23 protein-coding genes are annotated in these 24283 nt (G+C 64.2%); 17 read left to right on the top strand and 6 right to left on the bottom strand.

Annotated elements, in window-relative coordinates; translation table 11 throughout:
* Positions 1-79: 79 nt before the first annotated feature.
* A complete protein-coding gene (locus ACIPUD_RS26490) occupies positions 80-898 on the bottom strand; it encodes a YkgJ family cysteine cluster protein (protein WP_247298797.1) in 819 nt (272 codons plus the stop codon).
* Between the two features lie 201 nt (positions 899-1099).
* The gene (locus ACIPUD_RS26485) at positions 1100-3493 is read right to left on the bottom strand and encodes a transglycosylase SLT domain-containing protein (RefSeq protein WP_446481831.1); all 2394 of its coding nucleotides are present in this window, start codon (positions 3491-3493) and stop codon (positions 1100-1102) included.
* A 294-nt stretch (positions 3494-3787) separates the two neighbouring features.
* Here ACIPUD_RS26485 and dapA point away from each other — a divergent pair, with 294 nt between their 5' ends.
* Genes dapA through ACIPUD_RS26465 form a run of 4 tightly spaced genes read left to right on the top strand, consistent with a single transcriptional unit; the run spans position 3788 to position 6278 of the window.
* A complete protein-coding gene (gene dapA, locus ACIPUD_RS26480) occupies positions 3788-4678 on the top strand; it encodes a 4-hydroxy-tetrahydrodipicolinate synthase (RefSeq protein ID WP_007603384.1) in 891 nt (296 codons plus the stop codon).
* Positions 4679-4730: 52 nt separating this feature from the next.
* On the top strand, positions 4731-5147 hold the full coding sequence (gene mscL / locus ACIPUD_RS26475; RefSeq protein WP_026233574.1) for a large conductance mechanosensitive channel protein MscL: 417 nt from the start codon (positions 4731-4733) through the stop codon (positions 5145-5147).
* A 59-nt stretch (positions 5148-5206) separates the two neighbouring features.
* A complete protein-coding gene (gene smpB / locus ACIPUD_RS26470; protein ID WP_007603387.1) occupies positions 5207-5680 on the top strand; it encodes an SsrA-binding protein SmpB in 474 nt (157 codons plus the stop codon).
* Between the two features lie 4 nt (positions 5681-5684).
* Complete coding sequence (locus tag ACIPUD_RS26465) at positions 5685-6278, top strand: peroxiredoxin (protein WP_018458412.1); 594 nt, start codon at positions 5685-5687, stop codon at positions 6276-6278.
* Here the strand turns inward: ACIPUD_RS26465 and ACIPUD_RS26460 are convergent.
* Entirely contained in the window at positions 6275-6949 is a 675-nt protein-coding gene (locus ACIPUD_RS26460; protein ID WP_106944134.1) for a uracil-DNA glycosylase, read from the bottom strand. The two genes, ACIPUD_RS26465 and ACIPUD_RS26460, sit on opposite strands and share 4 nt — an antisense overlap.
* Positions 6930-7577 carry a LabA-like NYN domain-containing protein gene (locus ACIPUD_RS26455; protein WP_007603390.1) on the bottom strand — a complete coding sequence of 216 codons (648 nt, stop codon included), beginning with the start codon at positions 7575-7577 and terminating at the stop codon, positions 6930-6932. Before ACIPUD_RS26455 ends, ACIPUD_RS26460 begins: the two co-directional genes overlap by 20 nt.
* A 329-nt stretch (positions 7578-7906) precedes the next feature.
* On the opposite strand from ACIPUD_RS26455, the gene rpoZ reads away from it, so the two are divergent.
* The 12 genes from rpoZ to ACIPUD_RS26395 all read left to right on the top strand — a co-directional run bounded on the left by rpoZ (position 7907) and on the right by ACIPUD_RS26395 (position 20408).
* Positions 7907-8299, top strand: coding sequence for a DNA-directed RNA polymerase subunit omega (rpoZ, locus tag ACIPUD_RS26450; RefSeq protein ID WP_007603391.1), 393 nt, complete (start codon positions 7907-7909; stop codon positions 8297-8299).
* A gap of 209 nt (positions 8300-8508) precedes the next feature.
* Entirely contained in the window at positions 8509-10794 is a 2286-nt protein-coding gene (locus tag ACIPUD_RS26445; protein WP_247362571.1) for a RelA/SpoT family protein, read from the top strand.
* 45 nt (positions 10795-10839) lie between these two features.
* On the top strand, positions 10840-11592 hold the full coding sequence (locus tag ACIPUD_RS26440; protein WP_026233571.1) for a pyridoxine 5'-phosphate synthase: 753 nt from the start codon (positions 10840-10842) through the stop codon (positions 11590-11592).
* Positions 11589-12029: a holo-ACP synthase gene (gene acpS, locus ACIPUD_RS26435; RefSeq protein ID WP_446481830.1), complete on the top strand. Its 441-nt coding sequence runs from the start codon at positions 11589-11591 to the stop codon at positions 12027-12029. Before ACIPUD_RS26440 ends, acpS begins: the two co-directional genes overlap by 4 nt.
* A gap of 226 nt (positions 12030-12255) precedes the next feature.
* The gene (lepB, locus tag ACIPUD_RS26430) at positions 12256-13020 is read left to right on the top strand and encodes a signal peptidase I (protein ID WP_018458408.1); all 765 of its coding nucleotides are present in this window, start codon (positions 12256-12258) and stop codon (positions 13018-13020) included.
* Positions 13017-13883 carry a ribonuclease III gene (rnc, locus tag ACIPUD_RS26425; protein ID WP_247542712.1) on the top strand — a complete coding sequence of 289 codons (867 nt, stop codon included), beginning with the start codon at positions 13017-13019 and terminating at the stop codon, positions 13881-13883. The genes lepB and rnc overlap by 4 nt, the downstream gene beginning before the upstream one ends.
* Positions 13873-14799 (top strand): GTPase Era, encoded by a 927-nt coding sequence (era, locus tag ACIPUD_RS26420; protein ID WP_446481829.1) that lies wholly within the window; start codon positions 13873-13875, stop codon positions 14797-14799. Before rnc ends, era begins: the two co-directional genes overlap by 11 nt.
* A gap of 21 nt (positions 14800-14820) precedes the next feature.
* On the top strand, positions 14821-15201 hold the full coding sequence (locus ACIPUD_RS26415) for a hypothetical protein (RefSeq protein ID WP_018458405.1): 381 nt from the start codon (positions 14821-14823) through the stop codon (positions 15199-15201).
* A gap of 122 nt (positions 15202-15323) precedes the next feature.
* The gene (recO, locus tag ACIPUD_RS26410; protein ID WP_085353424.1) at positions 15324-16076 is read left to right on the top strand and encodes a DNA repair protein RecO; all 753 of its coding nucleotides are present in this window, start codon (positions 15324-15326) and stop codon (positions 16074-16076) included.
* Between the two features lie 99 nt (positions 16077-16175).
* Complete coding sequence (locus ACIPUD_RS26405; RefSeq protein ID WP_018458403.1) at positions 16176-16460, top strand: hypothetical protein; 285 nt, start codon at positions 16176-16178, stop codon at positions 16458-16460.
* 60 nt (positions 16461-16520) lie between these two features.
* On the top strand, positions 16521-18779 hold the full coding sequence (parC, locus tag ACIPUD_RS26400) for a DNA topoisomerase IV subunit A (RefSeq protein ID WP_446481828.1): 2259 nt from the start codon (positions 16521-16523) through the stop codon (positions 18777-18779).
* An 84-nt stretch (positions 18780-18863) separates the two neighbouring features.
* Positions 18864-20408, top strand: a complete 1545-nt coding sequence (locus ACIPUD_RS26395; RefSeq protein ID WP_085394303.1) for a GMC family oxidoreductase — start codon at positions 18864-18866, stop codon at positions 20406-20408.
* Positions 20409-20461: 53 nt separating this feature from the next.
* On the opposite strand, the gene ACIPUD_RS26390 is transcribed toward ACIPUD_RS26395, so the two are convergent.
* Positions 20462-21676 (bottom strand): YeeE/YedE family protein, encoded by a 1215-nt coding sequence (locus tag ACIPUD_RS26390; protein ID WP_085353423.1) that lies wholly within the window; start codon positions 21674-21676, stop codon positions 20462-20464.
* Positions 21677-22931: 1255 nt separating this feature from the next.
* On the opposite strand from ACIPUD_RS26390, the gene ACIPUD_RS26385 reads away from it, so the two are divergent.
* On the top strand, positions 22932-23321 hold the full coding sequence (locus tag ACIPUD_RS26385) for a nuclear transport factor 2 family protein (RefSeq protein WP_247298205.1): 390 nt from the start codon (positions 22932-22934) through the stop codon (positions 23319-23321).
* 196 nt (positions 23322-23517) lie between these two features.
* On the opposite strand, the gene ACIPUD_RS26380 is transcribed toward ACIPUD_RS26385, so the two are convergent.
* Positions 23518-24213, bottom strand: a complete 696-nt coding sequence (locus ACIPUD_RS26380) for a DUF899 family protein (RefSeq protein WP_018458398.1) — start codon at positions 24211-24213, stop codon at positions 23518-23520.
* Between the last annotated feature and the right edge of the window lie 70 nt (positions 24214-24283).

Below are 24283 nucleotides of genomic sequence, written 5' to 3'. Positions count from 1 at the left end.
GTGGTCTGCCCGTCTCGACCGCAACCAGCGCGAGTCGAGCGGCATAGAGCGGACTAGGCCGCGTCGACGACGTCGGAGTTCAGGCGTGGTGCGACAGCCGTAGAAGAGCCGGCCGATAGGGGGCTTGCGGATCGTCGTCCTCATTCGAGGGAATGGTGCAGGAGCCGAATTCCTGTCTGATCCGCTCGATCTCGGCGATGCGCTCGTGCAGCCGCTGCAGATGCTCCGGGGATTTCGCCCGCCAGAATCGAAATGTGTCGGCGGTGAGCGGGAGGAACGCGGTGCCGAACAGCGTCGGCTCCGGAACGACGGTTCGCCCGAGCAGCAGGAACCGCTCGGCACCGGAGACGACGAGGGTCGCGTAGCCGCGGTTTCCGATCCTCTTGATGCCATTCAGCGACCATTCGGCGAGCTTGCTGAAATAGGGCTCCTCCCGCCAGCGATCGGGGCAATGGTCATCGACGGTAACGTTGACCGCGTCCTGGCTGAAATGCACGATGATGCCCGATTTCGCCGGAAACCAGTCGTCATCCAGATGGCCCTGCAGCCAGGCGCAGACGAAGGACCGGCACATCTGCGGACGGCGCTCGTAGATGGTGCATCCAGTGCCAGTCTGCCAATGCCTGCACAGCTGGTTCACCGGCTTGTCGACGGCCGCCACTTCGAGGATATCGCAGCAGGCATTGCACGAGCCGCATTGCCGGGCTGGCTGGGCTGTCCTCGTCGGGCTGGTTCCGCGAAAACCCTGCCCGTCGCGGACCAGCAGCTTCTGCTTTTCCAGCGCATTCAACGCACGTTCGATTTTGAGACGAGATAGTCCCGTGGCGTCGATCACACCCTTCATCGTCGTCGCGCCTGCCTCTACTGCACGGGCGACGCTCAACATTGCCTGATCCATGTTTGTAGTTCTTTTCTTCTCTTATTGCGGCGCGCCCGATCCGCCCTGCACGATCTTCTCGTTCAGCTTCTCACCGTACGGTCTGGAGCACTCCGGCCCATGTTGATGGCCCCGCCTCAAACGCCGGGAGCTGACCGCGTTACCCCCTCGCGCGGATACCTTGTTATCGGATCGCCGCAAGCGAGTCTCATAGGCACGCCGCTATTCCACGCTGCCGGCGCCACGGCGCAAATCAGCCTCGATCTGCAACCGGGTGCCGCCGCCGAAGCGGGCGCGGTAGACCTGAAGGTTCTCCATGATCCGCTGCACATAGTTGCGCGTCTCGGAGAACGGGATCAGCTCGACCCAGTCGACCGCGTCGACCTTGGGGTCACGCGGATCGCCGTAGCGGTCGATCCACTTCTTCACACTGCCGCGGCCGGCATTGTAAGCGGCGAAGGTCATGATGTAGGAGCCGCGATAGTCTTCGAGCAGTCCACCGAGCTCGGCCGAGCCGAGCGTGGCGTTGTAGGCCGAATCGTTCTTCAGACGCCCCAGATCGTAGGTCCCGCCGTGCCGCTTGCAGACATAGCGTGCAGCGTCCGGCGTCACCTGCATCAGCCCATAGGCCTGCGCCGGCGAGACGACCGAGGGATTGAAGGCGCTCTCCTGCCGCGCGATGGCGTAGATGATGCTGCGCTCGACCTCGGGTCCGATCGGCGTGAATTGCGGAATGCCGTTGACGGGATAGGCATAGAAATCGAACGGCAGCCCGCGATTGAGCGCGGCCTTGCCGAGCAGCAGCATGCCGCGCGCGTCGCTGTGGCGCTGGGTGAGCTCGCCGAGGCCGGCTAGCGCTTCGGGATCGCCGTTCTCGCCCATGTCGGCGAGCAACGGTATCACCATCTCGCGCTCGTCGAGCTCGTAGAGCAGCTGCGCGGCGCGCACGATCTCCAGCCGTTCGGCACCGCGGCTGCGCGGCTGAGCGTTGAGCTCGATCTGCTGCAGGCCGAGCTTGGCGCGTGCGAGCTGGCCGTAATAGCTGGTGGATTGCTCGGCGGCCCGCGCGTAGGCGTTGCGCGCCTCCTGCTGGCGGCCTGCAGCTTCGGCGGCGCGGCCCTGCCAATAGCCGGCGCGCGCCAGCGTGGTCGGATTGACGCTGCCGATCCCGATGCGGGCAAAGTGCTGGGTGGCGGCCGCGGGATCGTTGAGGAAGCGCAGCGCGATCCAGCCGGCGGTGAACTCTTGCTCGGTCTTGTAGATGTCGCGCGAGGGCAGGGCCGCATCGCGCGCGATCAGATAGGCGCTGCGGAATTCCTCGGTGTCGATCATCTTGCGCGCCAGGAGGCGCCGTTCGATCCACCATTCGTCGAGATTGTAGAGCCGGCCCGGATCCTTCGGTGCCGACAGCATGAGCTGGGCGGCTTCCGCAAATTTCTCCTCGCGGCGCAGCAGCTGGATCTTGCTGAAGATGAAGCCCGGATCGCCGTGCAGCTCGCGCGGCACGGCTTCGAGCAGCGCACGAGCGTTCGGCGCTTTCTTGAGGGAGGCGATGCGGGCTTTGGCGAGTGCGACATAGCCGGCCCCGAGGCGCTTTGCAGCCCGCAATGCGGCCTCGTTCTCGCTGCCGTACAGCAGCGTATCCATCCGCGCCTTCTGATCGCCGGGCGTCAGCAGCGCGCCGAACTGGTCGAGTGCGTTGTTTTCGGTCTCTTCCGACATCGGGTCGCTGCGCCAGGCATCGCGCACCAGACGTTCGGCGTTGGCACGGTCGCCGCGCGCCAGCATCGCCTTGGCGAGCGTGAAGCGGCCCTTGGCGGACACGGGGGATTCGTTCTCGAACCACGACCACGCGACCTGGTCGTCGCGCCCGTCGTCCCACATCGCGGCCTCCAGGCGCCGGCGCAGGAAGGTCTGCGAGGGCCAGCTCGGATTGGCGGACAGGAAGGCGCGGTAGCGCTCCACAGTCGCGCCATTGTCCTCGCTGCGAAGGATGATCCATTCCGCGAGTTTTCGCGCGACCGGATCCGAGATCGTGGCCGCGGCACTGGTGGCGTCGCCCGCCTTGCGCTTGCGCACGAGCTCGATCACGGTCTCCAGCGTGTCCTTGTCGGCTTGCGGCGTCGAGGAGGTCGCAGCAACCGCAGCCGGTGTGACCGGCTTGCGCGGGGCGGCATGCTGGCGGGTCGCCGGAGCCAGGACAGGAGCCGCGACGGGCTTGGCGGAGGCCGGGGCGGTCGGTCTGACGATGGCCGTTGCTGCCGGTGCGGGTGCGGTCTTCGGGACCGAGCCGCCAGCGGCCGGCTGAGGTTTCGGCGCGACAGCCGCAGGCTTCAGCTTGTCCTTCGCAGGTTCCTTGGCTGCGTTCTTGCCAGCATCCTTGCCAGCGTCCTTGGCAGGCTTCTTCGGGGCATCCTTGGCGGGTGGACTGGTCGCGCCTTTGCTTGCGCCCTTGGCGGCGTCCTTCGAAATGTCCTTGCCGGTTCCCTTGGACGCCCCCTTCGCGGTGTCCTTGGCGGCTGGCTTTGCGATTTCCTTCGCGGTTTCCTTCACGGTCTCCGCGGTTGTTTCATTGGATTTGGCCCAGGCGGCGCAGCCGGCCGACAGCCCTGCCATCAGGCACACGACCAGACAGATGGATCGCCATGCGGCGCGCGGAAAGGAGATCACGGCGTTTCGTCGCCCCGAATCAGTCAATTGGCTCAAGACCTAGCTGTACAAGATCTGGCTATATTTGATTGAATATGCGGACAAAATACCAACAGCCGCTTACCTTTGCCGGGTTTGCACCACCACCGCGGCAAAATCGCGGCCTAAACCCGTGCGTCACACGGAAGCGGGTCTTTTACCGGCGGGATAGACCCGATATGAATGCGGCTTGCTCGAGATCGCCGCGTACGGAGGAAGTCCATGGCAGCCAAGACGAAATTCCGGGGATCGTTCACCGCCTTGGTCACGCCGTTCAAGAACGGCTCGCTGGACGAGGCGGCGTTCCGCTCGCTGGTCAACTGGCAGATTTCGGAGGGCACCAACGGCCTGGTCCCGGTCGGCACCACCGGCGAAAGCCCGACGCTGAGCCATGACGAGCACAAGAAGGTCGTCGAATGGTGCATCGAGGAAGCGAAAGGCCGCGTGCCTGTCGTCGCCGGCGCCGGCTCCAACTCGACCAAGGAGGCGATCGAGCTCGCCCAGCACGCTGAAAAGGCGGGCGCCAACGCGGTTCTGGTCGTGACGCCCTACTACAACAAGCCGACCCAGGAAGGCATGTACCAGCACTTCAAGGCGATCAACGACGCGATCGGGATTCCGATCATCATCTACAACATCCCGCCGCGTTCGGTGATCGACATGTCGGTCGACACCATGGCGCGGCTGTGGGAGCTGAAGAACATCGCCGGCGTCAAGGACGCCACTGCCAGCATGGTTCGCGTCTCGCAGCAGCGCGCGGCAATGGGCGAGGACTTCAACCAGCTCTCCGGCGAGGATGCGACCATCCTGGGTTACATGGCCCATGGCGGCCATGGCTGCATCTCGGTGACCTCGAACGTCGCGCCGCGGCTGTGCTCGGAGTTCCAGGCCGCCTGGGCGAAGGGCGACCATGCCACCGCGCTGAAGCTGCACGACAAGCTGATGCCGCTGCACAACAACCTCTTCATCGAGAGCAATCCGGCGCCGATCAAGTACGCGCTGTCGCTGCTCGGCAAGCTGGACGAGACGTTGCGGCTGCCGATGGTGCCGGTCACCGAGCCGACCCGCGTTGCCGTGCGCAGCGCAATGGTTCATGCCGGCCTCATCAACTGACGCGCTGGCCGATCGGGGAGCTTTCATGGCGATCGAGGAAAGAGGCACGCGGATGCTCAGGGAGTTCCGCGAGTTCGCCATGAAGGGCAACGTCGTCGACCTCGCGGTCGGCGTCATCATCGGCGCGGCCTTCGGCGCCATCGTCACATCGCTGGTGGGCGACGTGATCATGCCGATCATCGGTGCGGCCACCGGCGGTCTCGACTTCTCGAACTACTTCACGCCGCTTTCGAGCAAGGTCACCGCCGCAAATCTCGCGGACGCGAAAAAACAGGGCGCCGTCTTGGCTTGGGGCAACTTCCTCACGCTGACGATCAACTTCATCATCATTGCCTTCGTGCTGTTCCTGGTGATCCGTGCCATGAACAAGTTGAAGCGCAAGGACGAGGCGGAACCTGCCGCTCCGCCGAAGCCATCGGCCGAGGTCGAGCTGCTGACCGAAATCCGCGATCTCCTCAAGAAGTCTTGACGCGCGGGCTTCATCCAAACTGTTAGCGTCCTCGCGCATCTCGATCAGGTTTGTCTCGCATGGCCGACAAGAACGAACGTCCGATCAAGGTCATGGCGGAAAATCGCAAGGCCCGCTTCAACTATGCGATCGAGGATACGATCGAGGTCGGCATTGCGCTGACCGGCACCGAGGTCAAGTCGATCCGCAACGGCAAGAGCACGATCGCGGAATCCTACGCCGATTCCAAGGACGGCGAGATCTGGCTGATCAACGCCACCATCCCGGAATATCTCCAGGGCAACCGCTTCAATCACGAGCCCAAGCGGCCGCGAAAACTGCTGCTGCATCGCAAGCAGATCAACAAGCTGATGGGCGCGGTCGACCGCGAAGGCATGACGCTGATCCCGCTCAAGCTTTACTTCAACGAGCGTGGTCGCGCGAAATTGCAGCTCGCGGTTGCAAAGGGCAAGAAGCTGCACGACAAGCGCGAGTCCGAGAAGAAGCGCGACTGGAGCCGGGAGAAGGGCCGCCTGATGCGGGCGAGGGGATAGCAGGATGACTCAGAGAAACCTGCTCGAGGTCGATTGGACCCGGATTCCCGCCCCTGCGGACGACGGCGGCGCCGCGCACCTGAAAGGCATGACGCTGCCGCCGGTCAGCCTGCTCGCCACTGACGACACGTCAGTTGCGCTGTCGGGGCTGCGTGGCCGGACCGTGGTGTTCGCCTATCCGCGCACCGGCGAGCCCGGCAAGATCGCGCTGGTCGACGATTGGGACATGATCCCGGGCGCGCGCGGCTGCACGCCGCAGACTTGCGCGTTTCGCGATCTGTTCGCCGAGCTGAAGGCCGCCGGCGCCGCGCAGGTGTTCGGCCTCTCGACCCAGAGCAACGCGTACCAGACCGAGATGGCCTCGCGGCTGCATCTGCCGTTCCCGGTGCTCTCGGACGAGAAGCTGGCGCTCACGCGCGCCCTGAATTTGCCGACCATGGAGGTTGCGGGCCTGACGCTGATCAAGCGCCTTGCGCTGATCGTCGACGACGCCAGGATCACGCATGTGTTCTATCCGGTGTTTCCGCCCGACCGGAACGCCGGCGATGTGCTGGACTGGCTGAAGGCCAATCCGGCCAAAGGCTTGTCTAGGGATTAGTCGAGGTCGGCCTTCACCTTCGCGAACACGGAGCGGAACATGTCCGGCGTCAGCACGCGGGTGTTCGTGTTGTAGCGGGAGCAGTGATAGCTGTCGTAGAGCCTGAATGCGCCGGCCTGATGCACGGCGCCGTGGCCGAAGGGGGCTTGCGATCCCTTCAGGTTCAGCGGCTTGAGCACGGTGTCGTGCGCAATGCGCCCGAGGGCGACGATCGCGCGCAGGTTCGGCATCGTTGCGAGATTCGCGGCGAGAAACTGCCGGCAGGTGTTGATCTCGACCGGCAGCGGCTTGTTCTGCGGCGGCACGCAATGCACCGCATTGGCGATCCGGCAGTCGACCAGCTTCAGGCCGTCGTCGGGACGCGCCTGATATTGGCCCTTGGCGAAGCCGTATTCGAGCAGCGTGGCGTAGAGCAGGTCTCCGGCATAATCGCCGGTGAAGGGACGGCCGGTGCGGTTGGCGCCCTGCATCCCCGGCGCAAGGCCGACGATCAGCAGGCGCGCCTTGATGTCGCCGAAAGGCGCAACCGGTGCATTGTGCCACAACGGCTCGCGCGCGCGGTTCGCCTCGCGAAAGGCGACCAGGCGGGGACAGAGCGGACAGTCACGGTCGGGGACGAGGCTGAGAGGCTGGCGGCTTGACCGGGCCGCCTCACTCCTCGAAGTCGTCATCGCCCCTCGCCGGCGCCATCGTGGTTGCGCGCTGGAGGAACTGCGGAGCGTGGTGGCGCGCCTCGCGGTCGCCGCGGTCACGCGGGGCGGGGCGTTCGGACGGGTCGCGACCGAGCTTGGACTGCAGCTCGACGAGGTCGGTGAAGACGTCGGCCTGGCGGCGCAGCTCGTCGGCGATCATCGGCGGCTGGCTCGCGATGGTGGAAATCACGGTGACCCGCACGCCGCGGCGCTGAACGGCCTCGACCAGGGAGCGGAAGTCGCCGTCGCCCGAGAACAGCACCATCTGGTCGATGTGCTCGGCGAGCTCCATGGCGTTCACAGCGAGCTCGATGTCCATGTTGCCCTTGACCTTGCGGCGGCCGGAGGCGTCGATGAACTCCTTGGTCGCCTTGGTGACGACGGTGTAGCCGTTGTAGTCGAGCCAGTCGATCAGCGGCCGGATCGAGGAGTACTCCTGATCCTCGATGATCGCGGTGTAGTAGAACGCCCTAAGTAGCGTCCCGCGGCTCTGAAACTCCTTCAGCAGGCGCTTGTAATCGATGTCGAAGCCCAGAGTTTTTGCCGTCGCGTAGAGATTGGCTCCATCGATGAAGAGCGCGATCTTGTCGGTAGAGGAAGGTGACATTCAGTTTGCTCGCGTAGAGTTCGTGATTGATCGTTTATTGTTGGCGCGGCGACAGCAAGCCGCGCGCTTCTAAAGTCCCGCCGAAACCCGTCGAAACCGCAAATCCGGAGAAGTCGGGGCAATCAAGGTATAGTTATGGCCAACTTGCACATACCCGGCGCCGCCCTCGCCGGCGGCCCGGGTAACCACCCATCCCAGCGCCAATGTGGGGGTAGCAGAGCCGTTTGGCGAGGCCAAATCACAAATTGGCCTTGCGAAACCCTCCCGGTCGCTATAACTACCGGCATTCATCCACATATTTCGTCCCACCCACAACGGAGCGACAGTCGATGGCTCGCGTCACCGTAGAAGATTGTATCGACAAGGTCGACAACCGGTTTGACCTGGTCCTGCTGGCCGCCCACCGCGCCCGCATGATTTCGTCTGGTTCACAACTAACGGTTGACCGCGATAACGACAAGAACCCTGTTGTGTCTTTGCGCGAAATTGCTGAGACCACCATTTCGCCGGAGGACCTCCGCGAGGAGCTGGTGCACTCGCTGCAGAAGTTCGTCGAGGTCGACGAGCCCGAGCCTGACACTGTGCCGCTGATCGGTTCCGCCGGTGCAAGCGTGGATGCAGACGATACCGAAGTCGCCGTTGAGCGCATGACGGAAGAAGAGCTCCTGAAGGGTCTCGAAGGCCTCGCGCCGCCCGAGGAGCAACCCGAGGAAGACGAGTAAATCGTCCCGTCGCGCTCATCGACTTCTTTGTGATCTGATCAAAGGCCCGAACCGTTGTTCGGGCCTTTGCTTTTGTTGGCGTTTTCGTGGTTACCATAGCGTCGTCGGTTCGCGCCTGTCCCTGTCACTGAATTGATCGGACACGCGCGCGATCGGAGCTAAGATGTATACAACGGGCTCTGTCGTGGTCCGTTTGAAGGCAGGACGGCATGGCATATCGACGCCGCACACCAACGCAGATGCAGGCCGCAACCGAATCGGTTGCCGTGGCCCCGACTGCGCCGGTAGCGCGCCCGGCGAAGCCTCGCGCCCGCATGATGCGTCAATATGACCTCGTCGAGCGCGTCCGGTCCTACAATCCCAATACCGACGAAGATCTGCTGAACCGCGCCTATGTCTACGCCATGAAGGCGCACGGCTCGCAGACCCGCGCCTCGGGCGACCCGTACTTCTCCCATCCGCTCGAAGTGGCGGCGATTCTCACCGACCTGAAACTCGACGACGCCACCATCGTGGCTGCGCTGCTCCACGACACGATCGAGGACACCGAAGCGACGCGGGCCGAGATCGACCAGATCTTCGGGCCCGAGATCGGCGCGCTGGTCGAAGGCCTGACCAAGCTGAAGCGGCTGGAGCTGGTGTCGCGGGAAGCCAAACAGGCCGAAAACCTGCGCAAATTGTTGCTGGCCATTGCCGACGACGTCCGCGTGCTCCTGGTGAAGCTCGCCGATCGCCTGCACAACATGCGCACGCTGGACTTCGTGCCGACGGAATCGCGACGGCGCATCGCCGAGGAGACGCTCGACATCTATGCGCCGCTGGCCGGGCGCATGGGCATGCAGGAAATGCGCGAGGAGCTGGAGGACCTGTCCTTCCGGACGCTCGACCCGGAAGCCTATTCGGTGGTGATGCAGCGGCTCGATGCGCTGGCCGAGCGCAACCGCAATCTGATCGGCGAAATCGAGGACCAGCTCTCCAACAATCTGCGCCACCGGGGCCTGGGGGCGCGGGTCTATGGCCGCCGCAAGAAGCCATTCTCGATCTGGACCAAGATGGAGCGCAAGTCGGTCGGCTTCGAGCAATTGTCCGACATCTTCGGCTTCCGCGTCGTCGTCAACGACATCGAGGCCTGCTATCGCGCGCTCGGCATCGTCCACACGAACTGGCCGGTCGTGCCCGGGCGGTTCAAGGACTACATCTCGACGCCGAAGCAGAACGACTACCGCTCGATCCACACCACCGTGATCGGCCCCGGCAACCAGCGCGTCGAGTTGCAGATCCGCACCGAGGCAATGGACCAGATCGCCGAGCGCGGCATCGCCGCGCACGTGTTCTACAAGGAAGGCGTGGGCTCGCCGACCGAATTCCTCAAGCGCGAGTCCAATGCGTTCGCCTGGTTGCGCCACACCATCGGCATCCTCTCGGAGAGCGCCAACCCCGAGGAATTCCTCGAGCACACCAAGCTCGAGCTGTTCCACGACCAGGTGTTCTGCTTCACCCCAAAGGGCAAGCTGATCGCGCTGCCGCGCCATGCCAACGTGATCGACTTCGCCTATGCCGTGCATACCGACGTCGGCAACAGCGCGGTGGGCTGCAAGATCAACGGCCAGTTTGCGCCGCTGTCCTCGGAGCTCCAGAACGGCGACGAGGTCGAGGTGTTGACCTCGGAAGCACAAGCCGCGCCGCCGTCGGCCTGGGAAACGCTCGCGGTCACCGGCAAGGCGCGCGCCGCAATCCGCCGCGCCACCAGGACTGCGGTGCGCGATCAATATGTCGGTCTCGGCCGGCGCATCGTCGAGCGCCTGTTCGAGCGCGCCAAGATCGAATATGCCGACGACAAGCTCAAGGGCGCGCTGCCGCGGCTGGCACGAACCTCGATCGAGGACGTCATGGCGGCTGTGGGACGCGGCGAGATCAAGGCCTCCCACGTCGCGCGTGCGATGTATCCCGACTACAAGGAGGAGCGCATCGCGCGCTACGGCGTCAAGAAGGGGCTTGCCGGCAAGCTCAAGGAGAAGTCGTTCGAACCGCCGCGCACCCCGGTCGCGATCCCGATCCGCGGCATCAATTCCGACCTGCCGGTGAAGTTCGCGCCGAATGGCGGTGCAGTGCCCGGTGACCGCATCGTCGGCATCGTCACGCCGGGCGAGGGCATCACCATCTACCCGATCCAGGCGCCGGCCCTGAAGGATTTCGAAGAAGAGCCGGAGCGCTGGCTCGACGTGCGCTGGGACATCGAGGACTCCGCGCCGCAGCGCTTCCCGGCCCGCATCAAGGTCGAGAATGTCAACGAACCCGGCGCGCTGGCGCAGATCGCGACCGTGATCGCCGAGCACGACGGCAACATCGACAACATCAGCATGCAGCGCCGCTCACCGGACTTCACGGAGACGACGATCGATCTCGAAGTCTACGATCTCAAGCATTTGAGCGCGATCCTGGCCCAGCTGCGCGCGAAGGCGGTCGTCGCCCGCGCCGAACGTGTTAATGGATAGACGCCTTCCGTCATGGTCCATTCCTATGATTCCGTGAGTCCTGAAATGCCTGCACCTCCGCTCCGCCTCGGCGTCAATGTCGACCATGTCGCGACCCTGCGTAACGCGCGCAGCGGCCGCAATCCCGATCCGGTGCGCGCGGCGCTGCTGGCGATCGAGGCCGGCGCCGACGGCATCACCGCTCATTTGCGCGAGGATCGCCGGCACATCCGCGACGAGGACATGGCGCGGCTGAAAGCCGAGATCTCCAAGCCGCTTAATTTCGAGATGGCGGCGACCGAGGACATGATGCGTATTTCGCTCGCCACCAGGCCGCATGCGGTGTGCCTCGTGCCGGAGCGGCGCCAGGAGGTGACGACCGAAGGCGGGCTCGACGTCGTCGGCCAGCACAATGCGCTGGCGCCTTATATCGCGCGGCTGAACGATGCCGGCATCCGGGTGTCGCTGTTCATCGCGGCCGATCCCGCCCAGATCGAGACGGCGGCGCGGCTGCGCGCACCCGTGATTGAGATCCACACCGGCGCCTGGTGCGACGCCGTCGTCGAGGGTCACGCCGACAAGGCCGAGGCCGAATGGCGGCGGATCGTGGCAGGGGCGAAGCTGGCGAAAGAAGCAGGGCTGGAGGTTCACGCCGGACACGGGCTGGACTACGCGACGGCGGAGACGATCGCCGGCTTGCCGGACATCATGGAGCTCAACATCGGCTACTACATGATCGGCGAAGCCCTGTTCGTCGGTCTCGCCGAGACGGTTCGCAGCATGCGCGCGGCGATGGACCGCGGCCGGAGCCGGGCATGATCATCGGCATCGGCTCCGATCTGATCGACATCACCCGGGTCGGCAAGGTGATCGACCGCCATGGCGAGCGCTTCCTCGACCGCATCTTCACCGCGGCCGAGCGGGCCAAGGCGGAGCGGCGCGCCAAGAACGAGAAGATGGTGGTGGCAACCTACGCCAAGCGCTTCGCCGCCAAGGAGGCCTGCTCCAAGGCACTCGGCACCGGCATCAGGCGCGGCGTGTGGTGGCGCGACATGGGGGTGGTCAACCTGCCGGGAGGGCGGCCAACCATGCAATTGACGGGCGGGGCGCTGGCCCGGCTCCAGGCCCTGACGCCCGAAGGGTTCGCGGCGCAGATCGACCTGTCGATCACCGATGACTGGCCGCTGGCACAGGCCTTCGTCATCATTTCGGCCGTGCCGCTGGCAAACCCTGACGGTGCTCCGATAATTTTATAATTCGCATTCAAAATCAAGCGCTTATGCAGTTTTGACGCGATCCTTGATTGCGTGGCCTCCGACAACCGTCTAAAAGTCCGCGGACGCAAATCAGGCTGGGCGAATTCGGCTTTACGCCGGAATTGGCCCTCATTATCAGAATCAGGACAATCTCCTTGGGCCGCGAGCGATGGGCTATTCGCGGGAGGAGGGCGCGCTGTGACCGCCCGCCGGAATTGAGAGAGCAATGAGCGTGACTTCAGGAACGAAAACTGAGAGCGGCATCGGCGAAACGATCCGGGTCGTGATCCACGCTCTCCTGATCGCTCTGGTGATCCGCACCTTCCTGTTTCAGCCGTTCAACATCCCATCCGGCTCGATGAAGGCGACACTGCTGGTCGGCGACTATCTGTTCGTCTCGAAATATTCCTACGGCTACAGCCACTACTCGATCCCGTTCTCGCCGCCGCTGTTCTCGGGGCGGATCTGGGGCTCGGACCCGAACCGCGGCGACATCGTCGTATTCCGCCTGCCGAAGGACGATTCCACCGACTACATCAAGCGCGTGATCGGCCTGCCCGGCGACCGCATCCAGATGCGGGACGGGCTGCTCTACATCAACGACACGCCGGTCGAGCGGCAGCGCATGAGCGAATTTGTCGGCGAGGACCCCTGCGGCGCCGAAGGCAGCGGCGTCTCCCGGGTGAAGCGCTGGAAGGAAACGCTCCCGAATGGCGTGTCCTACGAGACGCTGGACTGCGCCGACAACGGCTACGTCGACAACACCAACGTCTACACCGTGCCGACCGGCCACTTCTTCATGATGGGCGACAACCGCGACAACTCCACCGACAGTCGCTTCCTCGGCCAGGTCGGCTACGTGCCGCAGGAGAATTTGATCGGGCGCGCCCAGATGATCTTCTTCTCGATCGCCGAAGGCGAGCATGCCTGGATGTTCTGGCGCTGGCCTTGGGCGGTGCGCTGGAATCGCTTCTTCAAAATCGTCCGATGAAAGACGAAGCCAAGGACATCACGACCCTACCGACCGAGGCGCAAGCGGGCCCCGACGGCGAAGCTGCGACCAAGACTCTTGATACCAAGACCCTTGAGGTCAAGACGCCTGAGATCAAGACGCCCGCAAAGAAGAAGCGGGTGCGGAGCAGCAAGGTCAGGGGCTCGGATGCGAATGCGGGGCTCGAGGCACGCATCGGCTACAGCTTTGTCGATCCGAACCTCTTGATGCAAGGCATCACGCATGTCTCCGCGCTGAAGTCCGGGCGCAAGCGCGGCGACAGCTATCAGCGGCTGGAATTCCTCGGCGACCATGTGCTCGGGCTCGTCGTCTCCGACATGCTCTATCACGCCTTCCCGAACGCCGACGAAGGCGAGCTGTCCAAGCGACTTGCCGAACTGGTGCGCAAGGAGAGTTGCGCCGATGTCGCCAAGTCGCTCGGTCTGCTCGACGACATCAAGCTCGGCTCGGTCGGCTCCAGCGCCGACGCGCGCCTGCGCAAGAGCGTGCTCGGCGACATCTGCGAGGCCGTGATCGGCGCCGTCTTCCTAGACGGCGGCTACGCGGCAGCGGCCGATTTCGTCAAGCGCAACTGGACCGAGCGCATGCACAAGCCGCGACGTCCCTTGCGCGATCCCAAGACCGTTCTCCAGGAATGGGCACAGGGCAAGGGATTGCCGACGCCGGTTTATCGCGAGGTCGAGCGCACCGGCCCGCATCACGATCCGCAATTCCGCGTCGCGGTCGACCTGCCGGGGCTGGCACCGGCGGAAGGCATCGGCGGCAGCAAGCGCGCGGCAGAGAAAGTGGCAGCTTCAGTGATGATCGAACGTGAAGGCGTTGGCGGCGGCAATGACGGTTGAAGCAAGCGGCGAGGCGCCCACTGCCACGCGCTGCGGCTTCGTCGCGCTGATCGGCGCGCCGAATGTCGGCAAATCCACGCTGGTCAATGCGCTGGTCGGGGCCAAGGTCACGATCGTCTCGCGTAAGGTGCAGACCACGCGCGCGCTGATCCGCGGCATCGTGATCGAGAACAACGCGCAGATCATCCTGGTCGATACGCCCGGAATCTTCCTGCCCAAGCGCCGGCTCGACCGCGCCATGGTCTCGACCGCCTGGAGCGGCGCGCATGACGCCGACCTCGTCTGCGTGCTGCTGGATGCCAAGGCCGGCATCGACGAGGAAGCGGAGGCAATCCTCACCAAGGTCGCCAGCGTCAAGCACGAGAAGATTTTGGTCATCAACAAAGTCGACCTGGTCCAGCGCGAGAAGCTGCTGGCGCTGGCGCAGGCTGCCAACGAGCGCATGGCCTTCGCAAAGACGTTCATGATCGCGGCGATCTCCGGCGACGGCGTCGATGACCTCAGGCGTACGCTGTCCGAGATCGTACCGCCGGGGCCGTTCCTCTATCCCGAAGACCAGATGTCGGACGCGCCGATGCGGCAGCTCGCGGCCGAGATCACGCGCGAGAAGATCTTTCGCAAACTGCACCAGGAACTGCCCTACCAGTCCACCGTCGAGACCGACAAGTGGGAAGAACGCAAGGACAAGTCGGTGCGCATCGAGCAGACGATTTTCGTCGAGCGCGAAAGCCAGCGCAAGATCGTGCTCGGCGCCGGTGGCGCCACCATCAAGTCGATCGGCGCGGAATCGCGCAAGGAGATCGGCGAGATCCTGGGCGTGCCGGTGCACCTGTTCCTGTTCGTCAAGGTGCGCGAGAACTGGAGCGACGATCCCGATCGCTACCGCGAGATGGGCCTGGAATTTCCCAAAGAATAACCAAGAAAAGATCGGTCGACGATGAGCGTACCCAGCAACGTACGGCGCTTCGAAGCGTTGCTCTATGCATCGTTGATGCTGGATGCCTTGTCGGTGGCGGTGCAGGACCGCACGCCGACTGCCGAGATGACCGAACAGATGATCATGACGTCGTCGCTGCTCGCTGGCGGCATGATCCTGCTGCTGGTGTATTTCGTCCGGCTGGCCGCGCACGGGCGCAAGAACTGGCCGCGCTGGGTGCTGGCGGCAGCGCTCGTGCTGTCGGTGATCTCGCTCGGCCAGATCATCGGCGAGAAAGGCATGGAACTCGACAGCGCCATCGAGATCGTCTCCTGCGTGCTGACCGCGATGGGATTGTATTTCTCGTTCCGCGGCGACGCGCAGGGCTGGTTCAACGCGTGAGGCCGTGTCGGGTGGATTGGCGGCGCGCAATTCACCTTCCAGGCGTGCCCCCGCGATTGGCCGATTAGGCCTTCGGCCAATCCGCCCTACGATTGAAGACCGGAATCCGCTAGACTTCACCGATGGAATGGACCGACGAAGGCATCGTGCTGGGGGTGCGGCGGCATGGCGAGAGCAGCGCCATCGTCGAGTTGCTAACCCGTGCCCACGGCCGCCATCTCGGTCTCGTCCGCGGCGGCGCCGGCTCTCGGATGCGTCCGTTGCTGCAGCCCGGCAACAGCCTCCGCGTGGTATGGCGGGCGCGGCTCGACGAGCATCTCGGCACCTATGCCATCGAGGGCCTCAAGCTGCGGGCGGCGACGCTGCTGGGATCATCCCACGGCGTCTACGGCATCACCCATCTCGCCTCGATCGCGCGGTTGCTGCCGGAGCGCGATCCGCACGAAAACCTCCTGGCGCTGCTCGAACATTCGCTGGACGATTTCGACGACATCGGCAGCGCGGCCGTGCACGTGATCCATTTCGAACTGGCAATGCTCACCGAACTCGGCTTCGGGCTGGCGCTGGAAAACTGCGCGGTGACAGGAGAGACCACCGACCTGATCTACGTCTCGCCCAAATCCGGCGGCGCGGTGTCCCGCGGGGCGGGCGAGCCGTGGCGCGACCGCCTGTTGCGGCTGCCGCCGTTCCTGCGCCAAAGCGAGGTGCAGGGCGACCTCACCGATCAGGATCTCCAGGACGGCTTTCGACTGACCGGCCTGTTCCTGCTGCGCCACGTGCTGGAACCACGCGGGCAAGGCCATTCCGATGCGCGGGCAGGCTTCATCAACGCGCTGACGCGACAGCAGGCAAAGGCCGCCATTCCCGCGCCATGAGCTTGGCGCGGCTCTGCGTTGCGTCAGTGGACCAGCCCTTGCTGGAACAAAACTCGGTTCCCCGGACTTGCCATTTGGGTTCCAACCGGGGATAGCCTCATGCTGATAAAGGGACTTGTGATATCGGCAGCGCTGATTGCGCTGGCGCCGGACGCCCTCGCGGGTGAGCAGCCGGGCGTCTTTCGCCGTGCTTCCTGTACCGTCGTCAGATTCTATGTGGCTAAATATTCCGCTGCAGCCGCAGAGGCATGGGCACGGTCCAAAGGCGCGACGGAGGCCGAGATCGACACCGCGCGGCGGTGCCTGACCAATGCCCCGGCCACCACGCAGGCTAAAGCCGCGCCACCCACCCAGACCTTCACCGCAGGCTGGGCCGGCCAGTAGGCCGCCACAGGGAACCAATCGATCCTTGCCCGATTCGCTTCCACGGTTTAACCGGGCGGCATGGGAAAACGATTGATTCCGCCGGAAGAACCGGCCGAAATTCACGAGGTGCCGCTGCGTGAGGCGTTGGAAGAGCGCTATCTCGCCTACGCGCTCTCCACCATCATGCACCGCGCGCTGCCGGATGCGCGCGACGGCCTGAAGCCGGTACACCGGCGCATCCTCTATGGCATGCGGCTGCTCCGGCTCGACCCGGGCACGGCATTCAAGAAGTCCGCCAAAATCGTCGGCGACGTGATGGGCTCGTTCCATCCCCATGGCGACCAGGCGATCTACGACGCCATGGTGCGCCTGGCCCAGGATTTCTCCTCGCGCTACCCGCTGGTCGACGGCCAGGGCAATTTCGGCAATATCGACGGCGATAATCCCGCCGCCTATCGCTACACCGAAGCGCGCATGACCGACGTCGCGCGGCTTCTGCTCGACGGAATCGATGAGGACGGGGTCGAATTCCGCCCCAATTACGACGGCCAGTCGAAAGAGCCGATCGTGCTGCCCGGCGGCTTCCCGAACCTGCTCGCCAATGGCGCGCAAGGTATCGCAGTCGGCATGGCGACCTCGATCCCGCCGCACAACGCCGCCGAGCTCTGCGACGCCGCGCTGCATCTGATCGAGAAGCCCGACGCGAAGTCGAAGGCCTTGCTGAAATGGGTCAAGGGTCCGGACTTTCCAACCGGCGGCATCTGCGTCGATTCCAAGCAGGCGATCGCTGAAGCCTACACCACCGGTCGCGGTTCGTTTCGCGTCCGCTCCCGATGGGAGCAGGAAGAGGGCGCGCGCGGCACCTGGGTCGTCGTCATCACCGAGATACCCTTTCTGGTGCAGAAGTCCCGGCTGATCGAGAAGATCGCCGAGCTGCTGGACCAGAAGAAGCTGCCGCTGGTCGGCGATATCAGGGACGAGTCGGCCGAAGACGTTCGCATCGTGATCGAGCCGAAATCGAAGAACGTCGATCCCGCGCTGATGATGGAATCGCTGTTCCGGCTGACCGAGCTCGAAAACAAGATTCCGCTGAACCTCAACGTGCTGATCAAGGGCCGCATTCCCAAAGTCGTGGGGCTCGCGGAGTGCTTGCGCGAATGGCTCGACCATCTGCGCGACGTGCTGATCCGTCGCACCAACCATCGCAAGGCCGAGATCGAGCGCCGGCTGGAGATCCTCGGCGGCTTGCTGATTGCCTATCTGAACATCGACGAGGTGATCAGGATCATCCGCAATGAGGACGAGCCGAAGCCGGCGCTGATCAAGGCGTTCAAGCTCAGCGAGGTGCAGGCCGAAGCCATCCTCAACATGCGGCTCCGAAGCCTGCGCAAGCTCGAGGAGATGGAGATCCGCGGCGAGGACAAGGATCTTCGCAAGGAGCTGAAGGGCATCGAGGGACTGCTGGCGTCCGAACCCGAGCAGTGGAAGAAAGTCGGCGAGCAGGTCGGCAAGGTTCGCGACATGTTCGGACCGAAGACCCCGCTCGGCAAGCGCCGCACCACCTTTGCCGACGCGCCAGAGCATGATCTCGCTGCGATCGAGGAGGCACTGGTCGAGCGCGAGCCGGTGACGGTGGTGGTCTCCGACAAGGGCTGGATCCGCACTCTCAAGGGCCATGTCGAGGATCTCTCGGGGCTGGCCTTCAAGCAGGACGACAAGCTCGGATTCGCGTTCTTCGCGGAAACGACCTCGAAGCTGCTGCTGTTCGCCACCAACGGAAAATTCTACTCGCTCGATGTCGCAAAACTTCCGGGCGGCCGCGGTCATGGCGAGCCGATCCGCCAGTTCATCGATCTCGAGCCGGAGGCCGCGCCGGTCACGCTGTTCGTCAACAAGGGCGGACGCAGATTCCTGGTCGCGAGCCACGAGGGCCAAGGGTTCGTCGTCAGCGAGGACGATTGCGTCGGCACCACCAAGAAGGGCAAGCAGGTCCTCAACGTCGACATGCCGAACGAGGCGCGCACAGTCACCGAGGTGATCGGCGACACCGTCGCGGTCATCGGCGAGAACCGCAAGATGCTGGTGTTCCCGCTCGACCAGGTGCCGGAGATGGCGCGTGGCCGCGGTGTGCGTCTGCAGAAGTACAAGGACGGCGGCCTCTCCGACATTGCAGTGTTCGACGCCAAGACGGGCCTGACCTGGAAGGACTCCGCCGGCCGCGAATTCTCCGCGACCATGAAGGAGCTCGCCGAGTGGAAAGGCTCTCGCGCGGACGCCGGCCGTCTGCCGCCGAAGGGATTCCCGAAGTCGAACAAGTTCGGCAGGGGGATCGGGTAGTCGGGCGACAGTCTGGTTCCGCCGGTGCGCGCGGTCTGATACCGTCCGCCATCCCGGTGTTCTGGAACGTTGAGAAGTAGCGCGATGTACGATGTCATTGTTGTCGGCGGCGGCTCGGCCGGCGCTGCTGTTGCGGCGCGGCTCTCGGAAGATCCCGCACGGCGCGTCCTGCTGCTGGAGGCGGGTCTGGACTGGCGCGCCGACGAGGCGCCCTGGGAGGTGATGACGCCAAATCCCATCCCGATCATCCACAAGCGCGAGTACCAGGAGAAGTGGCAATGGCCGGATCTTCTGACGCGCCGTGTGGCCGGCCAGGAGCCGCGCTTCTACTGGCGCGGCAAGGGGCTCGGCGGCTCGTCGATGATGAACGGCCAGATCGCCATCCGCGGCGTCGCTGCTGCGTTCGACGAATGGGCCGCCAATGGCTGCACCGGCTGGTCGGCCACGGACGTGATGCCGTTGTTCTCGGTGATCGAGGATGATCTGGAATTCGGCGACGCCGCCGGCCACGGCCGCGGTGGACCGCTGCCGGTCTATCGGGCGCCGCCGGAAAAATGGGGGCCGATCGACCGCGGCTTGCGCGATGCGGCGTTGGCGAGCGGCTATCCCTGGTGCGCCGACGTCAACGGCCCTGACGGCGAGGGCGTCGCCTGCTATCCCATCAACAGCCGCGACAGCCGCCGCATCACGACCAATGAGGGTTATCTGGAGCCCGCGCGGGGCCGCGCCAATCTGGAAATTCGCGGGCATGCGCTGGTCGACCGCGTGCTGATCAGCGAGGGCCGGGCAACCGGCCTCCGCGTTCACATCGAGGGGCAGGGCACCAGCGAGATCAGCGCGCGCCAGATCGTGCTGTGCGCCGGCGCCATCCACAGTCCAGCGATCCTGCTGCGCTCGGGCATCGGTCCTGCGGAGGAGCTGAAGGCGATGGGGATCGCGGTCGAGCGCAACCTGCCGGTCGGCAAGCACTTCTTCGATCATCCGCTGTTCCGTGCCACGATCCAGCTCCACCAAGACCTGCGGCCGACCGATCCGGACACCCGCCACACCAATTGCTGCGTGACCTATTCGTCGGGCCTCGCCGAGGGCGGCAAGCGCGACATGATCCTGATCGCCTTCAATCACCGCGGCATCGGCGTGCCGGGCGCGATCGGCGCCGGGCTGTTCAACGCGTATTCGCGTGGAACGCTCAAGCTGGCCTCGACCGATCCCACGATCGATCCCGTCGTCGAGGAAAACATGCTGGCCGATCCCCGCGACATGCTGCGCATGAAGGATGCGGTGAAGCGGCTCGCCGTGATCACCTCCCAGCCGGCGCTATCAGGCATCGCCGACTGGATCCGGCTCGCGGACACCGATCTGACGCTGCCGCAAGCTGCGGCCTTGCCGGAGCATGAACTGGATGCGCTGCTGCGCCGTGAGACCGGCGATATCCAGCACGCCGCCGGCAGTTGTCGTATGACCGGCTTTGAGAGCGCCGACGGCGTGGTCAACCCTGACGGCACCGTGAAGGGCATCTCCGGCCTGCGCATCGCCGACGCCTCGATCATGCCATCGGATTGCCGGGCCAACACGCATTTCACGACCGTGGTGATTGGCGAGGCGATCGCGCGGATGATGATGCGTTAGGTTCAATCGTCGTCCGCCATGGCGGTCTGATGAAACGGCGCGCAGACGAAAACCTACCGCTCGACGGCCAAGCCGAACAGCGGTCGGAGATGTGTCCCCAGAATGTTGCCGACGAAAGCCGCCACCAGCCAGCACCAGCCATGCAGGCTGCCCGATGCGATCCCGCTGAAATAAGCGCCGATATTGCAGCCATAGGCGAGCCGGGCGCCATAGCCGAGAAGCAGGCCGCCGATGATGGCGGCGAGGAGCGAGGATGCGGAGATGCGCCATGTCGGATGGAATTTGCCGGCGAGGCCTGCGGCCAGCAACGCTCCCAGGATGATGCCGAAATCCATGACGGAGGTGATGTCGGCGAAGACGCTTTGGTGCAGCGAGGTCGCGCGAGCACCCTGCCAATAGGGCCATGACGCGACGTCGACGCCGAGGCTCATCAGGATCTTCGATCCCCAGAGCGCGAAAGCGGAGGTGATGCCCCAGGGACGTCCCGCAAGATACAGCGTGGCGAAATTTCCGATCGCGAGCAGGATCGCGCCCCACAGCAGCGGCCATGGCCCCTGCATGAAGCGGCGCGCGCCGCGGAGCTTCGTCCGCGCTCCCGGCTCGAGTTCGCCGTGGCGGCCGATCTCGGCCCTGAGGGTGATGAGATAAATTGCAGCCATAACAGCCCAGCAGAGCACGAGCGCCGGCAGCCATCCGAGCCGTTCGATCAACGAGACGGCGCCGATGTTCGGCAGCGCGCTCCACCACGGCAGATGCAATGCACCGAGCGTCGATCCGGCGATGAAGGCCGCCAGTGTCACCAGCATGCGGGTGTTGCCGCCGCCGGCGGTATAAAGCGTTCCCGACGCGCAGCCGCCGCCAAGCTGCATTCCAAGGCCGAACAGGAATGCCCCGGTGAGCATGCCCACGCCCACCGCGCCGAGCTCGCCACGCACGGCGACGCCGAACAGCGTGCCTTGCGCCAGGGCCGGGAAGAAGAGGGCGGTTGCCAGCGCAAGCATGACCATTTGGGCGCGAAGGCCGGCGCCTCGTCGTGCGACAATGAAGACGCGCCAAGCCGAGGTGAACCCGAACAGCGCATGGTACAGCGTCAGGCCAAGTGCGCCTCCGAGAAGAAACAACAATCCCTGTTGCCACGAAATCGTGCCTGACAAGGCCGCTGCGCCCGCCAGAAGAATTGCCGCCGCGACAGCGACGACCGTGAGATTGGCGCCGTGCCGGTCATTGTCAGGGGCAAGCAGCCGCGCATCGATAGATAGATCGGTCATGGCTCATCCAAAAGCGGATTTCTTCGGCAGTGAGAGCTAACCGGGGCGAATTCTCCCCGTTCCAATCTTTCCACCTTGGAACTGATGCGATAGCGCTAGCCTGTCATGCCCAGGCTCGACCGGGGCATTCAGTACGCCGCGGCCTCTCCTCTCAAATCTCGACTGTCTTGGGCTACCGGGTCGCCCGGTCAAGCCGGGCGACGACAGCGAGAGTGGGCAAGATTAGTCGTCGCGCCGATGCACGTTTCAAACGGCGGACGAGAGTTCGCGATCTCGCGGCGCGTTCCGCCCGAGTCTTGCGTCGTCGCATCGCCCTCATTGAGACAAGGGCGCAGGGAAGGCCGGGCGCCGGCTGGCACCCGCAGGTCCGTGCGCGATAGAAATGCACACGGGGTGGACCACAGGTTCGCCGGATCGCCCGGCCTTCCCTGCACGATGGTTTTAACGTGTCCTTCGTGCTCTCCCCGGGGAGCGATGCACTATTGCCCCCGTCGCCTTGCGGATAACTGATGCACGTGCCCGGTCGGGCCGCCACATCACCGCAGGACTTGACGCACAGACCCGGGCGTCAGGACCACACGACTTGTTCGTCCGCGCACGTCCTCGCTGGGACTTCGAGTGCTGGCGTGTGCTCACACCCGAAGCCATGCGAAGACGCTTTCGGCATCGTGTCGCAGGCACGAAGGCCATTGCTCACAGCCAAAGCCGCCCTGCAATGCCTATCGTGCCCGAAGCCGTCGCGTCCATCGCTGCCCAGCCCGCGGTTCGTGACGATCGCGATCCGCCCCTTGTCTCGGGCCAGGGTGTGTCGCTTATACGTCAAATCCGAATTTCGGTAAAGTGGAATATTTTACGAGGTGGGCTTGACGGGCGATGTGGCGGAAGTGGTCGTCGCTGTTTTGCCCGACGGGCACGGGCAGGCGAGGATGACGGCTTCGCCCAAAGAGTTGAGACGGCAGCTTTGGAGGACAGAGAGTAAGTCCGCCGGCGCGGTCATCATCGACGGCTTGGGCCCCTGGACGGACATTCAACGGAAACCTCGAAATTCCTCATGGAATTCTGGCCAAGCGCGTGCAGCGCGAGCCCGGAACGATTTTTACCGAAGGTTGTTAAGGCTCAAATTATCTGATGTCGCTTCTATCGTGGCATGACGCCAGCAAGGGAGGGCGCTTTCGCCCAGCTTGAGGCCCCGAGCTCTTTGTTGAGGAGTCGCGGTCGGCCTTACGTTCGGTCGAACTCTAAAAGGAAAAACGGCATGACGAAAAGCACGCTCGATCTGGCACGTGCCAGGTTAAAGGCATACGTCGATAAGGATCGGACAGCGATCGAAGCGCTTCTTGCGGACGACTATCACTTCTCAAGTCCAATCGACAATGAGTTGGATCGTGCGACTTATCTGCGCCGTTGCTGGCCCAACAGCGAGAAGACCAATTCGTTCGATGAAGTCATCGCGACCGAGGATGGAAGCCGAGCAGTCATCGTCTATGAGGCAGCTGCCGCAGGGGGGCACAGGTTTCGTAATTGTGAGGTAACCACCGCTCGCGGAGACAAGATCGTTCGGGTGGAAGTCTACTTTGGATGGGATATGCCTCACAAAGCGCCGAAAGGCGGCTCCGTCGAAAATGACGGCGAGGGTCACGCTTAGCGGGATGCCGGTCGAGCTACGATCAACAACGCAGCTTTGGCATTTGTAGGCCCTTGGTCTCATCCCATGCGCGGTCATGCACGTCTCGACCTCGTCCGGGTTCGTCAGGATCACAGGCATCGCTTTCGCGCGGATGGCATTGCAACCTACTAGCGAAGCCGCGCGCGCATTATCACTATCACTGACGGCAGGAGGCTCAGTAAGCGAGCTTTGGGTACCAGTCGGTGCCGCGGCCTTCTGGCGTGGTATCGAGGATGGTCCAGAGCGGATCGAAGTCGGGCGCGCCGCGCGGATCCTGTTGGGGGTCGGCCATCGTGCCGCTCATCTCGCCGGACCAAAAATGTCGGATCGTGCCGTCGCGCTGTGTGAACACGCTGTAGCCGGGCACGTCGGCATCCTCGGCGCTGACATAGTCGCGCGTGTAATCGCCGGAGATGTCAGAGAAGACCTTGTGCCGCGTCCAGCCGCGCGCCTTCTTTGCCTCGATCAACCTGGCGATCGGTGACCGCGCGATGAAGACGAACCCGATACGCTGCTCGATGTCGGGTAATTTGTGCTCCCATGTGCTCATGAATGAGGTGCACATCGGGCAGGGCGTCTGCCGCTGCGGCCCGAACATGTAGCTGTAGACCGCGAGCGTCTGCTTGCCGTCGAACAAATCGGCGAAATTCACTTTGCCATTCTCGCCTTCAAACACGTAGTTTTTCTTCACCTCGCCGCCGGGCGGAAGCGCCCGGCGCAGTTCAGCGACACGCTCGATCTGACGACGCAGCTCGATCTCCTTCGTCAGGAGGTCTTGCCGGGCGCGGCGATAATCGACGCTTTCGTTGGGAAAATGAGCCTTGTTCGTACCAGCAAGCTCCGAAGCAGGCTTCAGGATGGAACTATCCATTGCATGACCTCTGGTTGGGGCCGATATCTGGGAAGACGTCCGGCGGCACCTCGTTCCGACACCTTCGCTC

The sequence above is a fragment of the Bradyrhizobium sp. CAR08 genome (assembly GCF_052871955.1).
This window is presented reverse-complemented; position numbering and strand designations above follow the sequence as displayed.

Excerpts from the sequence above, each read along its gene's own strand:
- ACIPUD_RS26490 (WP_247298797.1), bottom strand. The coding sequence starts at position 898 with ATGGATCAGGCAATGTTGAGCGTCGCCCGTGCAGTAGAGGCAGGCGCG.
- ACIPUD_RS26485 (WP_446481831.1), bottom strand. The coding sequence starts at position 3,493 with ATGGCAGGGCTGTCGGCCGGCTGCGCCGCCTGGGCCAAATCCAATGAA.
- dapA (WP_007603384.1), top strand. The coding sequence starts at position 3,788 with ATGGCAGCCAAGACGAAATTCCGGGGATCGTTCACCGCCTTGGTCACG.
- mscL (WP_026233574.1), top strand. The coding sequence starts at position 4,731 with ATGCTCAGGGAGTTCCGCGAGTTCGCCATGAAGGGCAACGTCGTCGAC.
- smpB (WP_007603387.1), top strand. The coding sequence starts at position 5,207 with ATGGCCGACAAGAACGAACGTCCGATCAAGGTCATGGCGGAAAATCGC.
- ACIPUD_RS26465 (WP_018458412.1), top strand. The coding sequence starts at position 5,685 with ATGACTCAGAGAAACCTGCTCGAGGTCGATTGGACCCGGATTCCCGCC.
- ACIPUD_RS26460 (WP_106944134.1), bottom strand. The coding sequence starts at position 6,949 with ATGACGACTTCGAGGAGTGAGGCGGCCCGGTCAAGCCGCCAGCCTCTC.
- ACIPUD_RS26455 (WP_007603390.1), bottom strand. The coding sequence starts at position 7,577 with ATGTCACCTTCCTCTACCGACAAGATCGCGCTCTTCATCGATGGAGCC.
- rpoZ (WP_007603391.1), top strand. The coding sequence starts at position 7,907 with ATGGCTCGCGTCACCGTAGAAGATTGTATCGACAAGGTCGACAACCGG.
- ACIPUD_RS26445 (WP_247362571.1), top strand. The coding sequence starts at position 8,509 with ATGGCATATCGACGCCGCACACCAACGCAGATGCAGGCCGCAACCGAA.
- ACIPUD_RS26440 (WP_026233571.1), top strand. The coding sequence starts at position 10,840 with ATGCCTGCACCTCCGCTCCGCCTCGGCGTCAATGTCGACCATGTCGCG.
- acpS (WP_446481830.1), top strand. The coding sequence starts at position 11,589 with ATGATCATCGGCATCGGCTCCGATCTGATCGACATCACCCGGGTCGGC.
- lepB (WP_018458408.1), top strand. The coding sequence starts at position 12,256 with ATGAGCGTGACTTCAGGAACGAAAACTGAGAGCGGCATCGGCGAAACG.
- rnc (WP_247542712.1), top strand. The coding sequence starts at position 13,017 with ATGAAAGACGAAGCCAAGGACATCACGACCCTACCGACCGAGGCGCAA.
- era (WP_446481829.1), top strand. The coding sequence starts at position 13,873 with ATGACGGTTGAAGCAAGCGGCGAGGCGCCCACTGCCACGCGCTGCGGC.
- ACIPUD_RS26415 (WP_018458405.1), top strand. The coding sequence starts at position 14,821 with ATGAGCGTACCCAGCAACGTACGGCGCTTCGAAGCGTTGCTCTATGCA.
- recO (WP_085353424.1), top strand. The coding sequence starts at position 15,324 with ATGGAATGGACCGACGAAGGCATCGTGCTGGGGGTGCGGCGGCATGGC.
- ACIPUD_RS26405 (WP_018458403.1), top strand. The coding sequence starts at position 16,176 with ATGCTGATAAAGGGACTTGTGATATCGGCAGCGCTGATTGCGCTGGCG.
- parC (WP_446481828.1), top strand. The coding sequence starts at position 16,521 with ATGGGAAAACGATTGATTCCGCCGGAAGAACCGGCCGAAATTCACGAG.
- ACIPUD_RS26395 (WP_085394303.1), top strand. The coding sequence starts at position 18,864 with ATGTACGATGTCATTGTTGTCGGCGGCGGCTCGGCCGGCGCTGCTGTT.
- ACIPUD_RS26390 (WP_085353423.1), bottom strand. The coding sequence starts at position 21,676 with ATGACCGATCTATCTATCGATGCGCGGCTGCTTGCCCCTGACAATGAC.
- ACIPUD_RS26385 (WP_247298205.1), top strand. The coding sequence starts at position 22,932 with ATGACGAAAAGCACGCTCGATCTGGCACGTGCCAGGTTAAAGGCATAC.
- ACIPUD_RS26380 (WP_018458398.1), bottom strand. The coding sequence starts at position 24,213 with ATGGATAGTTCCATCCTGAAGCCTGCTTCGGAGCTTGCTGGTACGAAC.